The sequence below is a fragment of the Actinoallomurus sp. NPDC052308 genome (assembly GCF_040679195.1).
Lineage (GTDB): Bacteria > Actinomycetota > Actinomycetes > Streptosporangiales > Streptosporangiaceae > Actinoallomurus > Actinoallomurus liliacearum.
The window spans coordinates 268,898-283,516 of sequence record NZ_JBFAUM010000005.1; the positions used below are offsets into that span (position 1 = coordinate 268,898).

Here is a 14,619-nt window from a genome sequence, read left to right on the forward strand (position 1 = left end):
CCGGGGGTTCAGAACCAGATGTCGTCGTCGGGGGTGGGCTGCGGCGGGCGCGGGCCCGTCGGGGAATCGGGGTCGGGGGCGGGACGCGGGGCCGGCCGGGGCTTCGGCCGGCGCCAGGGCCACCGGAACCGGCGGGGCCTGCGGGTGTCCCGGAAGGCGATGCGGTGACCGCTCGCCAGCGGCTCGCTCTCCGTACCGAACGGCAGCACGGCCTCCTCACCGCCGGGCGTGCGGAGGGCGACGGCGCCGTCGCCCCTGCGACGGGCGACGTAGACCGAGCCGGTGTCACCGGGCAGGGGAAGGCGCAGCGTCGGGCCGTATCCGTCGGGGTCGTGGAGGGTGAACCGGAACTCCTGCGACCATTTGCGGGGCGCGGCGACTTCCCGTCCGACCTGCTCGCCTTCGTGGGTGAGCCGCACGTGCAGGCCCGCCACACCGACGCGGCGCTTCCAGGCCCGGTGCCGCAGCCACAGGATGAGCGCGAGCAGGAGGAGCAGCGCGACCGCGCCCGCGACGTACGGACGGGCCTTGTCCCACCACGTGGGCGGGTTCTTGACGGTGACGGTGAGCAGGCCGTTGGCGTAGACGGCCGAGGGGTCGGCGGCGTCCACCACCTTGACGGTGAGCGACGCGCCGCCGAGCCCGGCGTCCTTCCCGAACGCCACGCTGAAGTCCCTGGTGGAGTCCCCGGGCGGCATGTCGATGTCCCCGGCAGGGGAGAGCGCCGCGCGGGCGTCGGGCGCGCCGTCGAGCGCCAGCCGTACGCGCCGCGGGGTGGTGGTGCCGTTCCGCAGGGTGAGCCTGCCGTGGACGACGCCGCCGGGGTGCACGGTGGTGCGGTCGTCGAACTGGACGTTCCCGCGCAGCACCGGTTCGTTCGCGTCGACCCGTACGGTGACGGGGACCCGTTCGGCGCGGATGGCCGGTCCCGAGACGGTCCCGCTGAGGCTGACGTCGCCCGCGCCGGGCGGCGCGGTGAACGTGCCGGCGAACCGGCCGTCGTGCGCGGTGTCGTCGGGCGCCCGGCCGTCGTCGCGGACCGCGATGTCCTGGCGCGCCGACGGACCGGGCCCGGAGGCGGTCACCGAGAAGGTCAGCCCGCGCAGCGCGTTCTCGTCGGTGATGGCGCCGCGGCGGGTGACGAGCGAGAGCCGGACCGTGACCCGCTGCCCGGCACGCGCCACGGGCGGCTCGGGCACGATCGTCGCCTGCACGGCGCCCTGCCAGAACGCGGTCGCGCTGACCAGCTGGCGGGCCAGCTTCTTCGGCGCGGTCAGCCGGACGGTCCAGGTGCCGTTCACCGGGTTGACGATGCGCAGCGCCTCGACGGCGGCGTTGCCGCCGCTGCGGGAGAAGGTCGAGTCGTCGATCTTTCCGCTGGTGGGGACCGTACGGCCCTTGGGGTCGATGAACTCGGCCCGCACGCGGGGATCACCCTTGTCGACGGTGATCGTCCCGTCGGTGGCGATCAGCGGGATGTCGAGTCTCAGGTTCCGCGTCTCGCCCGGGCCGAGCGGCTGCGGAGGAGTCTGGTGCATGCCCATGCAGGCCGCCGCGGCGTACGCCTCGGACAGCGACCGGCTGACGTCCTGGGAGTCGTGGACGATCCGGGCCGTGGGCTGGGAGACGTTCCGGCCGTCGCAGCCCTGCCGGGACCCGCCGGCCGCGAACGCGTCCAGTCCGGCCTGGGTCGCCTCGGCGCCGAAGCCGAGCGGCCAGATCTGCGCGTTGTCCTGCTGCGCCTGCCCGAGCATCGTCTTGAGCTGGGCCTTCGCGGCGTCGTTGCGCCGCCGTGCGACCTCCGGGTCGTTGTCGTCGCCGCTTCCGTAGGACGGGCTGCGGTGGACGTCCAGCCGGCCGTCGGTCAACAGGAAGATGACCTTGAGCGCGTTCGGCGGGGAGCCGCTGCGCAGCGTCGACAGGGATTGGGAGAGCGCGGCGACGTGGTCGGTGTCGTTCCCCTCCGCGTCGGTCCGCCGGTGCAGGCCTTTGGCGCAGGTGGCGAGGTACTGCATGCTGACGGCGCCGTCGACGACGGTGGGCCGGCAGACCGCGTCCACGGCGTTCTGGCCGGCCTGGCCGTTGTCGCTGCCGAAGCCGAGCACGGTGACGCGGCTCTGCGGATTGAGCACGCCCTCCGTGATGGTCGAGGTCGCCGCGATCTCCCGGGACACGTCGTCGGCGGAGAGACTCCCGGACTCGTCCACCGCCACGACCATGTCCAGCGGGATCGTCTGCGGCGCCGGTGCGGCTTCGGCCGGCCCCATGAGAACAAGGAGGAATCCCATTGTGGCGAGGGCGGCCAGTGAGCAGGTAATGCGCCAGGTTTGCCGGAATGCGCCTGATTTCATGCCATGATCCTTTTGCTTGGTTCCTGGCTCGCCGTCAATTAGGCGTCGGGGTATTCGACCGGAATGACGTCCGCCTGGTTCCTGCGTATTGCCGTGGTTACGAAACGTAAGCCTGCTAGTGATGACCTCGTTATCAAGCTCTAATCCGGACATCCGAAACTGAATAGGGGGCTGCCCTGACCGACGATTTTGCAGAACCTTATTCGGGAGCTTCGTGAGTGTTGAGTCCATGGTGCTCGGCCTGGTGAGCGGCCCACCCGTACTGGTGCGGGTAAAGGATCGCTGGTGCGGGGGCTTCGGATTCGGGGGAATTGATCTTGATTTCGAGGGTGATTCGTATACCGATCGGTCGGTGTTCGAGTGAATCCGGACCGGGGTGCCGATCTCGATCTTCCGTGCCCGTGGCCGCCGTTGGACGGGCGGGCGGCGGCCGAACCCGCCGGTGTCGTTGGATGATCTTTCGCCTGGGGGTGGGGTGGGATCTGGGCCCATGGCCACCACTGGCCGCCGAAAGGCTTGTAATCGGTCTTACGTCAGATAACGGACTAGACGGACAATTGGCCGTGGGGAGGAACGATCTTGTTCGGTTTGATCGGCAGGACGGAGGCACAAGTGTGACCATGGAGAACCCGCCCCCCGGTCCGCGCAGCTAGTCGGCGCGAACGCATGGGTGAACGACACCTGGACGGCCACCACGTCGAAGAACGCCATTACTTCCGAGATTTCGAAGCCGGCGAATCGCGGGCGGTGGGAGATCCTCGCCCGCGGCCCCGACGGCCGTTGACCGGCCCCCTGCCCGCCTGCCCGAGCTGTGGAGCGTCCCTGCGGCCCGAACTGCCACAACCGCTGGCCGCGGCGCTGCTGCTGACGCGGACGCTCACCCCCCGGGAACGCACGGTCTTCCGATTGCTCGGCCTGGGTTACGACAACCGGTCGATCGCGCGCGAGCTGAAGATCAGCGAACGCACCGTCAAGCGGTACGTCACCGCCATTCTCACGAAGCTGGAACTCCGGTCACGGCTGCAGGCCGGTCTGTCCGCTCTGATCTGCTCGTGGGCCACGGCCATGGACGCCTCCTGGCCCGAAGGTCTCATGGATTCGGCCCGAGCCGCAGGTGACGATGTGGCCGCATACGACACAGGAGGGGACCATGACCTTTGACGCGCTCGCCGCCCTCCGGCAGGCCGGAAACCCGGTCGATCTGCTGACCACCGCCCAACGCGATGTCCTCGCCGGGCTCACCGAACAGGAAGTGGCCGTCCTCAACTCCGTCAAACAGCGTTTGGACGCCGTCTCGGACGCCGAAGTCGAAGGACACTCCCTCGTCATCAAGATCGCGTGAGATGGGCCCTCGCTTCGGGATTCTCGGCTCCCTGCGGGTGCTGGAGAACGGTCGCCCCGTCGATCTCGGATCGCGGAAACAGCAGATCGTATTAGCCGCTCTGCTCTGCCACGCGAACTCACTGGTGTCGTTCGACTCTCTGGTGGAGGCGCTGTGGGACGACGCGCCGCCGCGGACGGCCCGCAAGAACATCCAGGTGTACGTCTCCGCGCTGCGCCGGCTCGTCGGCGGGGGCGCCGAGCGCATCAGTTTCCGGAACGGCGGATACGTGCTCCACGCGACCCCCGCCGAGCTCGACTCACTCGGCTTCGAGCAGCAGGCCCGGGCGGGCGCCCTGGCCGACGCCCTCGGCCTGTGGCACGGGCCGGTCCTCGACGGGTTCCGCGGGGTGCCTCTCATCGAGGCCGCCGCGCTTCGGCTGGAGCAGCGTTTCCTCGCCGTCTTCGAGGACTGGGCGGAGCGGGAGATCGCCGCGGGTGGCGGAGCGAAGGTGATCGAGCACGTCAGCGAGGTCGCGCAGCGCCATCCGCTCCGTGAGCGGCTGCGGATGACCCAGATGACCGCGCTCTGCCAGGCGGGACGGCGCTCGGAGGCGCTGGCGGTCTACGACGAGCTCCGCCAGTCGCTGGCGCGCGAGCTCGGGCTCTCCCCGAGCCCGGCGCTGGCCGGCTTCTACCAGTCGCTGTTGTGCGAGCAGGGCCCGGCCGCGTCGCCGTCGTCCGCGCCTCCGGCGCGCCGTACGGTGCCACCGAGCCTGCTGCCCTGGGACCTGCCGACGTTCACCGGCCGGGCGGCGGCCACCGGGCAACTGGCGGACGCGCTGACCAGTGGAGGGAACCGGCTGGCCGTCGTGACCGGGCCGCTCGGCGCGGGCAAGACCGCCATCGCGGTGCACGTCGCCCATCGGCTCGGTGACCACTTCCCGGACGGCCGCGTGTTCGTCCGGCTGCGCGGTGAGGACGGGAGCCCGCGCCCGCTCGAGGACGTGGTTTCCCGGCTCCTGCCGGCGGCTCCGCCCGGATCGCCGTCGGAGGCGCGGCGCGCCTGGCAACTCTGGCTGGCCGGTCGCCGGGCGCTGGTGATCGTCGACGACGCCCGGCGGGAGTCCGAGGTCCGGCCGCTGCTGCCGGAGTCGGGGGACAGCGCGGTGATCGTGACCGCCCGGTCCCGGCTCGCCGGCCTCGACGCCGCCTACCGGCTCTGGATCTCGTCCTTCGCCATGCACGAGGCGGTGGGCCTCCTGGGACGGTTGATCGGCGCGGAGCGGGTCACCGCGGACCGGCCCTCCGCGGAGCTGATCGTCACGGCGGCCGGCTGGCTGCCGCTCGGGGTCCGGCTCGTCGCCGAGCGCCTGGCGCTGCTGCACCATGTGCCACTGCGGGAGTACGCCGCGCGGATGGCCGGCACCCGGGCCCTGCTGGACGAGCTGACCGCGGGCGACGTGGCGATCCGGGCGCGGCTGGCCGAGGCCATCGGGGAACTGCCCGAGCCGGCGCACCGCGCGGTGCCGCGGCTCGGCATGCTCCCCGAACCGGTCTTCACCCTGCAACAGGCCGCCGCCGTGCTGGGCGCCGACGAGGGCACGGCGGTACGGGTCCTGGAGAGCCTGCTGGAGGCCAGCATCATCACCGTCCCCCGCGTGGAGCGGCTCGCGCACACCGTCCGTTATGAGATCCCCGTGCTGCCTTATGCCTATGCCCGGGAGATGGCCGCGCGCAGCACGCCCTTAACCGATATCGAACCGGCGCTCGGCCAATCCCATACTGCTCGTTCCTACGCTTCGACGGAAATGGCGTAGAGAGCGCGCGGAAAGGAGGGATTCCATGCCCGAGCCCGAGGAGAACGTCCAGGGACTCGCCGAGACCGAGTCCGAAGAGATCGAGGTCGTCGCGCACGGCCGGCCCACCGATGGCCCGGACGGGTGCTGCATCCTCGACCTGGGGAACGACGGCCCTGACGGTTCCTGATCCTCCCTGTTTACCGCTATCGAACCGGTGACCAGCCGTCGCCATACCGCGTCGGCCTATCTTTCGAATTACCAGGGCGTAACGGACGCCGTGCAGTTCAAGGAGGGACTCCCATGCCCGAGCCCGAGGAGACCGCGCACGCACCCGCCGAGACCGAGCCCGAAGAGGTCGAGGTCGTCGCGCACAGCGACGCCGAGCCCGAGGAGAGCACCGACCCCGGCGCGGGCTGCGTCATCAACTGACCTGGTCGCGCGGATCTGAGACGGGCGGGACCATCCGAGCCTCCCGGCGAGCCACTTCGCCGGAGATCGGATGTCCCGCCCGTCTTTCGCGCGTACGGCCCGCGCCGCTCAACTCACCCCTCGGAACCCGCGCCGTTTACCACTATCGAACCGGCGGCAAGCCGTCCCCATACCGCGCCTTCCTACCGTGTGGACAGTCGGGGCGTAACGGACGCCATGCGACGCGAGGAGGAATGCCATGCTCGAGCCTGAGGACAAGGCACCCGAGGCCGAGGACATCGAGGTCGTCGCGCACGGCGACGAGGACGAAGAGCTCAACGCCGGTTGCATCATCAACGGCAGCAGCCAGACCGACGGCTGACGACTCCACGACGTGACGACGGGCGGGACATTCGTCGCCGCCGGCGGTCTCCGCCGGCCGGCGACCGGATGACCCGCCCGTCGTTCCCGGATCCGCCACCAGGGAGCCCGCCATCACGGAGCAGTCATTGGAAGCGGCCACCGCGCGAGCGCGTCGCCGGTACCCGGAGGCGCCGCGCGAGGGCGTGGTGCAGGAGCTCCACGGACAGCGCGTCCCCGACCCGTACCGCTGGCTGGAGGACCCCGAGGATCCCCGGACGGCGCGGTGGAGCGCCGAACAGGACACTCTCTACCAGGCGGAACGCGAGACCTGGCCCGGCCTGGACCGCTGGACGGCGGAGGTCGCGGCCCGCACCGCGACCGACCGGGTGCTGACGCCGAAGGTGCGCGGCGGCCGGACCTTCTGGCTGCGGCAACGCGCCGACCGGGATCACCCGGCCCTCTTCGTCGCCGACGGCGAGGCGGGCGAGCGGACGCTGCTCGACCCGTGCGTCCTGGATCCGACCGGACGGACCGTGCTGGACGCCTGGGAGCCGTCCGTCGAGGGCGACCTGCTCGCGTACCAGATCTCTCGGGACGGCACCGAGGACTCGCTCCTGTGGGTGCTCGACGTCGCCACCGGGTCGGTCGTCGACGGTCCGATCGATCGGGTGCGGAGGTCCTCGATCGGCTGGCTGCCCGGCGGCGCGATGTTCTACTACGTGCGGCACCTCGGGACGCGTTCGGGCGAGGAGCGTTACCACCGCCGGGTCTGCCTGCACCGCGTCGGCGCCGCACCGGACGCGGACGTCGTGGTGTTCGGCGACGGGTGGGACAAGACCCGGTTCTACAGCGTGGCCGTCACGGCGGACGGCCGCTGGCTCACCGTCACCGCGACGACCGGTACCGGGCGGGCCACCGACGTCCACCTGGCCGACCTTTCCGCCGGTCCGCCGGAGCGCCCGGGGCTGCGGCCGGTCCAGGAGGGCACGCGTGCCCGGACCCGGCTGCACATCGCGTCCGGCACCGGCCCGTACGACACGGTCTGGCTGCGCACCGACCACGGTGCCGCGCACGGTCGCGTCGTCGCGTGCCGTCCGGCGGACCTCGACCGTGGCCCCGACGGCTGGCGCGAGGTGATCGCCGAACGCCCCGACGCCGTGCTCACCGACCTCGCTCTGCTGACCGGCCCGGAACTCGCCCACCCCATCGGGCTGGTCACCTGGGTGCGCCACGCGGCGGCGGAGGTGACGGTGCACGACCTGACCGACGGCCGCCGGATGGACACCATCGCGCTGCCCGGTACGGGCTCGGTCGGCCTCTTCTCGGTACGGCCGGGCGGGGGCCATGAGGCGTGGTTCACCTACACCGACTTCGCCACGCCACCGTACGTCCTCCGCTATGACGGGCGCACCGGCCGGGTCACGCCCTGGGCACCGGGCGGGTCGGCCCCGGGGCCGGGAGTGGAGGGTGTCGCGTCTCGGCAGGTCGCCTTCCAGTCCCGCGACGGGACGACCGTACGGATGTTCGTGATCTCCGCGGCCGGTCGCCCGGACACGCCGCGGCCGACCCTGCTCACCGGGTACGGGGGCTTCGCCGCGTCGATGTCACCCCGGTACACCCCTCGGGTCCTCGCCTGGGTCAGGGCCGGCGGAGTGTTCGCCTGGGCGTGCCTGCGCGGCGGCGGCGAGGAGGGCGAACCGTGGCACCGCGCCGGCAGCCGGGAGTACAAGCAGAACACGTTCGACGACTTCGCCGCGGCCGCCGACCACCTGGTCGCGACCGGCTGGACCCGGCCCGGTCGGCTCGCGGTCATGGGCGGCTCCAACGGCGGGCTGCTGGTGGGCGCGGCGCTCACCCAGCGTCCGGACAAGTACGCCGCCGTCGTGTGCATGTCACCGCTGCTGGACATGGTCCGCTACGAGCTGTCCGGGCTGGGGCCGAGCTGGGTGCCCGAGTACGGCAGCGCGAGCGATCCGGCGCAGCTGCGCACGCTGCTCGGCTACTCCCCTTATCACCGCGTCATCTCGGGCACGGCGTACCCGCCGGTGCTGTTCACCGTCGCCGACGGGGACACCAGGACCGATCCACTGCACGCGCGCAAGATGTGCGCCGCGCTGCAGCACGCCTCGTCCGGCGGGCCGGTGCTGCTCCGGCTCGAACGCGGGGTGGGCCACGGGGACCGCGCCACGTCCCGTACGGTCGCGCTGCACGGGGAGACCCTGGCCTTCCTCGCCGCCCACGTCGGCCTTGACGCGCCCGCCCACGCCGCCTTCGACGCGCCCGGCGACGCCGGCTTCGACGCGCCCGGCGACGTCGGCCTTGCCGCGCCCGGCCACCCGGGCCACGAAGCGCCCGGCCGCGGGAACTCCGCCGCACTCGGCCAGGAGGGCCGCGAGGCGCTCGACCACCCGGCCGCGTCATGAGGATCCTGCTCTGCCCGCTCAGCGACGGAGGCTATCTCTACCCGACGATCGCGGCCGGCCTGGAGCTGCGCCACCGAGGACACATCGTCAGCGTGCTGGGCCGGGCCGCGGCGGCCCCGATCGCGGCCGAGGCCGGGCTGCCGTTCGCGGCGGCGGAGGACTTCGGCGGGCGACGTGGATTCTCCGCGACGTGGTGGGGCCCCACCGGCCTCGCGCAGTACCGGGCGACGCTGCGCGCCGCCACGCAGGCGGGCGCCGACCTGCTGGTCACCTCGGTGCTGTGCAACGGTGCTCTGCTCGCGGCCGAGGTGCTGGACATCCCGGTGGCGGTGGTCGGGCTCTCGGTCCACCTGTGGACGTACCGCGCCGGCGGCGAGGGCGAACCGCCCCTGGGCCGGACCCGGGAGAACCGGACCGGCGAGTCGATGCGACTCTACGCCGCCGTACGCGAGCAGGCCGGCCTGGCCGCGCGCGGGCCCAGGAAGGACCCGCTGCTCGGCGACGCGCTCCTGCTCCGCGGCGATCCCGCGCTGGAGTACCCGGGCGCGGTGCTGCCCGAGCGGGTGCACCACGTCGGGCCGCTGGCCTGGGAGCCGGCGGCGGACGCGGCCGACCTTGCCGCGATCGAGGCCCACCTGCACAGGTCCGGCAAGCCCGTCGTATACGCGCACCTGGGCCGTTTCTTCGGCGGCGCCGACAAGTGGCCGGCCCTGAACGCCGCCTTCACCGGCGGTCCGTTCCAGGCCGTGGTCGAGCAGGGCCGGTCGACGGATCCGCGCCCCGACCCCGGCGCCGACATCCTGCTCGTACGGAAGCGGTGGATGGGGCCGCTCATCGACCGGGCCGGGCTGGTGCTGACCAGCGGCACGTCGGCACCGGTGCTGGCGGCGCTGCTGCGCGGGCGGCCGCTCGGCGTCTCGCCCAACGGCTCCGAGCAGCCGCTGCTGGCGGGCGCGTGCGTCCGGGCCGGCGTGGCCGTACGGGTCCCGGGCGTGCCGACGCCGGAGCCGTCGGCGCTGCTGGCGTCGGCCTGGCGGGACCCGGTGCTGCGGAGACGTGCCGGCGAGCTCGGCCGCAGGCTGGCCGCGGCGAACGGCGCGGCCCGCGCGGCCGACGTCATCGAACAGGTGGCTCACGGAGGCGAGAGGCGAGAGCATGGACACTCGATCGGTCGAGTCGGCGGAACCGGCCGCACTGTCGGCGAGCGCGTTGCGCTGGATACGGCTCAACGCGGGATATCTCGACTCCGCCTCGGCGCGCACGGAAATACGGGCCACCCCACGAGCGAAGGCCTTCCTGCAACTGGCGCAGCTGCGTCACCACTGGGCGAAGGCCCGGCCGGGGGACTCGGGCCTGGATGAGGTGACCGCCCTCGTCGAACGCGTCTGGCGGAGCCCCGAATTCGTCCGGCTCCTCGCCCTCGATCCGCGCTACGCGCGGCAGTTCCAGGTGATGTACGCCGGGCTGGCGCCCGCCCCGGAGGGCCCGCACCGGGCCGTGCTCGCCCGGCTGGCGGCCGACGGCTACCTCGCACCGAACCGTAAGTCGCCGTACCTGCGCCTGGAGACGCGGTACTACGCCGATCTCGCCGGAGCGCCCCATCTGATCGAGTCGTACCGGGAGCTGTACGAGGCCAGCCTGCTGGCCCGGCGAGCGCTGCCGGTGGCCGACCTGGACGTGTGCAACGTCACGCACACCGTCTTCTACCTCAGCGACTTCGGCTTCCGCGACTCCGGCCTGACCTCCGAGGAACGGGAGCGGGCGCTGCGCGTCGTGGAGGAGCTGACGGAGCACAGCGTGCGGCGCGGAGAGTGGGATCTCGTCGGCAAGCTCCTGCTCGCGCAGTTCTGCCTCGGCGCCGACCCGGCGCGCACGCCGTCGGGAGCGGCCGGCCTACGACTGCTCGCGCGGGCGCAGCGGCCCGACGGCGCGATGCCCGGCCGATCGTCCACCGACCGGGTGGACGAGTCCGCGACGCCGGTCATGCTGTTCCGCAAGGCCTACCAGGCGACGCTCGTGACGGCGCTGGCGTCACTGATCATCTCGGCGTCACCCGCCTGACGGCTCTTCAGCAGGGCGACGAACGGCTCGGCGAGCCGCCGGAGCGCGGCGAGATCGGCGATGCCCCGATCCCAGGCGTGAACCGTCAGGCCGCCAGGGTCACAGCCCCACTCCCTGGCGATCACCCGGTCGGCGACCTCCGCGCGGAACCGCCGGCGCGGCCCTCCGTCGGGCACGGGACCGAGCAACCGTTCACGGCATCGCCGCGCGGCGGCGACGACCTCGCGGCCCCAGACCATCGCCGCCGGGGTCCGTAGCTCCGGTGGCAGGTCCCACTTGGTCCACGCCCTGCCATGCGTCACACCGAACGCGCGCACCAGCAGGGTGGCGAGCGCCTCGTCCGCGGATCCCGCGAGGTCCCGCTCGGTCAGCCAGCCGTCCCGCCGCGGCGGTTCGAGTCCGCGCGCCCGCGCGACGGCGACGGCGTGCTCGGCCAGCGCCGGGTGGTCCGGGTCGAGGCCGGCGACCCTGGCCAGGACCTGACGGCGGTGCAGATCCGGGAACGCGGGATGGACCAGGCGGAGTGCGGTGGCAGCGTCGACGTCGGCCACCCACGCGCCGTCGGCCTCGGCGCCGTGGTAGCGGTGCTCCCACATCTCGAAGTCCCACGTGTGCACGTTGCGGACCGCCCGGTCGCCGAGGCCGGCCGGGCGCAACTCCGGGTCGCCGGCCGCGGCGGCCGCCAGCAGCAGCCGGGCGTCGGCCGCCTTGGCGTCCGGGGCGTGCGCCGACCGCCAGGACCGGAACGCCTCGATCACGTGAGCCGGCAGGTGACCGCGGGCGACCGTCTCCAGCGCGCGGAAGCCACGGGACCGGAACGGCATGGCGACGGCCAGGTCGACCATCAGCCGCGCGTCGTCCTGGCCGATGGCGCCGGCCGCCGCCGCGTCGCGGAGCGCGATCCGGATGCCGACCAGGGGGTCGCTGTAGGCGCGGTGGCCGTCCTCGGCCGTGCCGTGCACGATCGCCACCTCGTCGTCCCCGTCGATCTCACCGTCCCGGTAGAGCCGGAAGATCTCCCCGAAGCCGCGCATGCCGTACGGCCACAGTTCCGCCGCGCGCAGCGCCCCCATGCTGGAGCCGCCGGCCACGGTGACCCCGCGCTGCAGCAGGTACATGATCTCCCGGTGCCGGACCGACGCGGTCTGGAGGAAGAGCCCGTCGATGATCAGGACGGCGTCTTCGGCGCCGACGTCCAGGCGCAGCAGGTCGCCGTGGCGTACCGGCGGCCGGATCTCCGCGTCCGGCAGCAGCGCGGCGACCTCCGCGCGCGGCAGCGACGGCCCGACGAACACCACGTACCGTCTCACGCCCGTACCTCCGGTCGAACGTGCGTCCGGCTCGTCGCCGTACCGCCGGTCGTCGCCCGGCTCATCGCGGTATCTCCGGTCCGGCGTGCGTGACGCTCATGCCGGGGGCGATGACCTTGACGGCGGGGATGCCGATGTCCTCGTGGTCCAGCCGGACCACGAACGGCTCGCAGCCGGTCACCGCGGCCACCCGGGACGCGCAGTGCCGGATCACCGAGCCGAGGTCGCCGTCGTCGGCCCAGGCGACCTCGCCGGGGATGGGGACGGGATCGACGGGCTCGGGCGGCGCGGACATCTCGTAGTACACCTCGCCGTCGATGTCGTCGCGCGCCCCGGAGATCACGGCCAGCCGGGTCAGCACGGCCTCCGCCATCGCCCGGCCCAGTGCGATCGACGGATCCACGTGACACGCGTACCCGGCGCACCGGATGGGGACGTCCTCGGACCAGACGGTCGCGGCGTAGCACGGCAGCCCGGCCGGCCCGGTGATGTCGCGGACCAGGACGGAGCAGGCCGCCGCCCGCAGCGCGTCCAGGATCCGTCGCGTCACCGGGTCGGAACAGCTGTCCGGATCCACGTGGCGGCGCCGCGCGAGCGGCGCGTCACGGAGGGCGGCCACGGTCGCCCGTTCGACGAGTTCGTGCAGGGCGTGGAGTACGGCCTCGGCCTCCGTGTTCCCGGTCGCGAGGCCCGCGCTGGTCGGCCAGAAGAACACCGTGGCCCAGTCGTGCGCCCTGGTGCAGTCCAGCCGGATGCAGTCGACGGGGGCGAGAATCTCGCGGCCGGTCAGCAGGCCGCGCCCGCTCACCCAGTCCAGCACCACGGAGGAGGTCAGCGGGGACCGCGGAGCCAGATTCAGCGCCCGGACGTCGTAGCCGAGGTCGAGCGCCGCGGCGGGGGCCCGGGCGGCCGTCGGCAGGGTGAGGTTCTCCGCGTGCCAGGTCTCGATGCTCTCCATGACCGCGCTGACCCGGGACTGCGCGGCCGTGTCGCCGGTGCCGATGCTGACCGCGTAGGTGAGGCCGGCGGGCCGGTACGCCACGTGGACCGGCAGCCCGATGTCGTCCAGCCGGGTGATGTCGGCGACTCGGGTGATGCCGAAGCGTGACAGCCCCCGGTGTACCCGCTCCCAGGTCTCCTCCGGGTCGGCGGTCCGATAGGTGCCGGTCCGGTAGGCGATGGTGTCCGGCATCATCACTCCTCGATAGCCGGAGACCATGGTCACCTGCCGGCCGGAACGGCTCCATGCGACCTTCGGGCCAGCGCGTCGCCGCGGACGCCCGCACGCTGCGGTCATACCGGTTTCGAACCGGTGACCAATCGTCCTCATACCGCGAATCCCTAGCTTCGGATTGCCGGGCGTGACGAACGCCGTGTCCGGCCGGGGAGGGTGCAGTGGACCTGGACGAGGCCGACCGGGAGAGCGGTGCGCGACTCCTCAAGGGAGAGCGGAACTGGTGGTTTCTCGGCCCCGGCGGAGTGGCACGCCTCCGCCCCGGACACCTGGCTCCCGACGGCACGCTGCGGCCGGGCACGGAACGGCAGCTGGACGAGCGCGGGCTGCTCTCCACCGCGCCGAGGAAGGGCTACTCGCTGACCGTCCTGACGAGCACCGACTGCAATCTGGGCTGTGGCTACTGCTTCCAGAACGTCGGCCAGGACACGGCGGGCGGCACCCGCCCGCCGCGGATCACCCACGCGCGGCTGACGTCGGAGACCATCACGTCGATCCTGGAGTTCGCCGGCCGGCGGATGGCGGCGGCCGAGCTGGAGAGGCTCACGATCCTGCTGTTCGGCGGGGAGCCCCTGCTCAACGCGCGCGGCTGCCTCGAACTGCTGGCCCGTGCCGCGGACTACGGTCTGGCGCGCGCCTGGATGATCTCCAACGCGACCCTGCTGACCCCGCGGCTGGCCCGGGAGCTGTCCGGCCTCGGGCTCGACACGATCCAGGTCACCTTCGACGGTGACCGCGCGGACCACGACCGGATCCGCGTACGGCGGTCGCACGGCGGGACCTTCGACACCATCGTTCGCAACATCGCCCGCGCGTCCGAGGCGTCGACGATCCGCTGGCTCCTGCGGGTCAACGTCTCCCACCACAACCACCGGGGGATCGACGCGCTGATCGGACGTCTCTCGGCGGCGCTCGACCCCGCCCGGTGCACGATCTACTTCGCCCGGGTCGGGGACGTCGGCGTCGGATACGGGAACGACCTGCTGCACACGGGCGAGCTGGCGGCGTCCTTCACCCGGTGGCACCGCCGGGCCCTCGAGCTGGGCTTCACCGTGGCCCGCCCGCAGGCGCGCCGGCAGTGCAACACCTGCGGTCACGCGGGCCGGTACGGCGCCGTGGTGAGCGCGGACGGGACGCTGTCGAGCTGCTGGGAGACCGCGGGCAAACCCGACTGGAAGGTCGGCACGGTCACCGAGGGGTACCTGCCCGCCGCCGTGACCGGGGAACGTTGGATCGCGTGCGAGGACCTGTACCGGTACGGCGAGGACGGTCGGACGCTCGCGGACTTCCATGACGCCGTGGACGCGGCCCTGCTCGATTCCCTGGACGAGATGGGGCGCCTGTGAC

Annotated in this window: 13 protein-coding genes; 10 read left to right on the plus strand and 3 right to left on the minus strand. The window is 72.7% G+C overall.

Annotation, left to right across the window (positions count from 1 at the left end; genetic code table 11):
- Nucleotides 1-8 precede the first annotated feature (8 nt).
- Complete coding sequence (locus AB0L00_RS18335) at nucleotides 9-2,267, minus strand: vWA domain-containing protein (protein WP_364435168.1); 2,259 nt, start codon at nucleotides 2,265-2,267, stop codon at nucleotides 9-11.
- A gap of 864 nt (nucleotides 2,268-3,131) precedes the next feature.
- On the opposite strand from AB0L00_RS18335, the gene AB0L00_RS18340 reads away from it, so the two are divergent.
- From AB0L00_RS18340 to AB0L00_RS18380, 9 genes are all read left to right on the plus strand, one after another.
- The gene (locus AB0L00_RS18340; RefSeq protein ID WP_364435170.1) at nucleotides 3,132-3,512 is read left to right on the plus strand and encodes a helix-turn-helix transcriptional regulator; all 381 of its coding nucleotides are present in this window, start codon (nucleotides 3,132-3,134) and stop codon (nucleotides 3,510-3,512) included.
- Nucleotides 3,502-3,693 (plus strand): aroma-sacti cluster domain-containing protein, encoded by a 192-nt coding sequence (locus AB0L00_RS18345; protein WP_364435173.1) that lies wholly within the window; start codon nucleotides 3,502-3,504, stop codon nucleotides 3,691-3,693. The genes AB0L00_RS18340 and AB0L00_RS18345 overlap by 11 nt, the downstream gene beginning before the upstream one ends.
- A gap of 1 nt (nucleotide 3,694) precedes the next feature.
- Nucleotides 3,695-5,491, plus strand: coding sequence for a BTAD domain-containing putative transcriptional regulator (locus AB0L00_RS18350; protein WP_364435175.1), 1,797 nt, complete (start codon nucleotides 3,695-3,697; stop codon nucleotides 5,489-5,491).
- A 25-nt stretch (nucleotides 5,492-5,516) separates the two neighbouring features.
- The gene (locus tag AB0L00_RS18355; RefSeq protein ID WP_364435178.1) at nucleotides 5,517-5,660 is read left to right on the plus strand and encodes a hypothetical protein; all 144 of its coding nucleotides are present in this window, start codon (nucleotides 5,517-5,519) and stop codon (nucleotides 5,658-5,660) included.
- A 113-nt stretch (nucleotides 5,661-5,773) separates the two neighbouring features.
- Nucleotides 5,774-5,902 carry a hypothetical protein gene (locus AB0L00_RS18360; RefSeq protein WP_364435180.1) on the plus strand — a complete coding sequence of 43 codons (129 nt, stop codon included), beginning with the start codon at nucleotides 5,774-5,776 and terminating at the stop codon, nucleotides 5,900-5,902.
- Nucleotides 5,903-6,140: 238 nt separating this feature from the next.
- The gene (locus tag AB0L00_RS18365) at nucleotides 6,141-6,263 is read left to right on the plus strand and encodes a hypothetical protein (RefSeq protein ID WP_345351306.1); all 123 of its coding nucleotides are present in this window, start codon (nucleotides 6,141-6,143) and stop codon (nucleotides 6,261-6,263) included.
- 127 nt (nucleotides 6,264-6,390) lie between these two features.
- Nucleotides 6,391-8,667, plus strand: a complete 2,277-nt coding sequence (locus AB0L00_RS18370) for a prolyl oligopeptidase family serine peptidase (protein WP_364435183.1) — start codon at nucleotides 6,391-6,393, stop codon at nucleotides 8,665-8,667.
- Nucleotides 8,664-10,028 (plus strand): hypothetical protein, encoded by a 1,365-nt coding sequence (locus tag AB0L00_RS18375; RefSeq protein ID WP_364435185.1) that lies wholly within the window; start codon nucleotides 8,664-8,666, stop codon nucleotides 10,026-10,028. Before AB0L00_RS18370 ends, AB0L00_RS18375 begins: the two co-directional genes overlap by 4 nt.
- 1 nt (nucleotide 10,029) lies before the next feature.
- Nucleotides 10,030-10,728: a hypothetical protein gene (locus AB0L00_RS18380; protein WP_364435188.1), complete on the plus strand. Its 699-nt coding sequence runs from the start codon at nucleotides 10,030-10,032 to the stop codon at nucleotides 10,726-10,728.
- Here the strand turns inward: AB0L00_RS18380 and AB0L00_RS18385 are convergent.
- Both AB0L00_RS18385 and AB0L00_RS18390 read right to left on the minus strand, forming a co-directional pair.
- Entirely contained in the window at nucleotides 10,668-12,038 is a 1,371-nt protein-coding gene (locus AB0L00_RS18385) for a TfuA-like protein (protein WP_364435191.1), read from the minus strand. The two genes, AB0L00_RS18380 and AB0L00_RS18385, sit on opposite strands and share 61 nt — an antisense overlap.
- A gap of 61 nt (nucleotides 12,039-12,099) precedes the next feature.
- On the minus strand, nucleotides 12,100-13,230 hold the full coding sequence (locus AB0L00_RS18390) for a YcaO-like family protein (RefSeq protein ID WP_364435194.1): 1,131 nt from the start codon (nucleotides 13,228-13,230) through the stop codon (nucleotides 12,100-12,102).
- 203 nt (nucleotides 13,231-13,433) lie between these two features.
- Between AB0L00_RS18390 and AB0L00_RS18395 the strand changes: the two genes are divergently transcribed.
- Nucleotides 13,434-14,618 carry a radical SAM protein gene (locus AB0L00_RS18395; RefSeq protein ID WP_364435197.1) on the plus strand — a complete coding sequence of 395 codons (1,185 nt, stop codon included), beginning with the start codon at nucleotides 13,434-13,436 and terminating at the stop codon, nucleotides 14,616-14,618.
- The last annotated feature ends 1 nt before the right edge of the window (nucleotide 14,619 follow it).